Source organism: Dorea sp. 210702-DFI.3.125 (assembly GCF_020560945.1).
Taxonomy (GTDB): Bacteria; Bacillota; Clostridia; order Lachnospirales; family Lachnospiraceae; genus Dorea; species Dorea formicigenerans.
In genome coordinates this window covers 1-353 of the sequence record NZ_JAJCNF010000101.1, presented here as the reverse complement: position 1 = coordinate 353, position 353 = coordinate 1, and the positions used below count along the sequence as shown (strand labels likewise).

Annotated in this window: 1 pseudogene; it reads left to right on the top strand. The window is 49.0% G+C overall.

Going from position 1 to position 353, the window contains the following annotated elements:
- Positions 1-224: pseudogene (locus tag LI164_RS15735) on the top strand (virulence-associated protein E); the annotation flags it as partial.
- Positions 225-353: the final 129 nt, after the last annotated feature.

Sequence of the window (353 nt, the reverse complement as noted above, 5' to 3'; positions counted from 1 at the left end):
ATGCCTTTGACGAGCCGAAGCAATGGGAAATCCGGGAAATCAACGAGATTATGAACCAGTGCATTTCTGGCTGGCGGTACTTCCCGAACCCAAGAATGTTTTCAGAATATGGCAGACAAAAGGGCTGGGAGCGTGAAAACCCGGCAACGGACTCCGGCAACCCGTCTGAAAAAACGATGGACGGTTTTGTGGAGGTCACAGAACCGATGGAGCTTCCATTCTGAAAATGACAGCCCGTTGCATCCCCTGTTGCTATCCCGTTGCCGAGCCGGTTGCCGGGGAAAATCCCGAAACTATCGGCTTTTCTCCCCTATGACAACCAAAACAACAGAAAAATAAAAGAAAAGTATAAA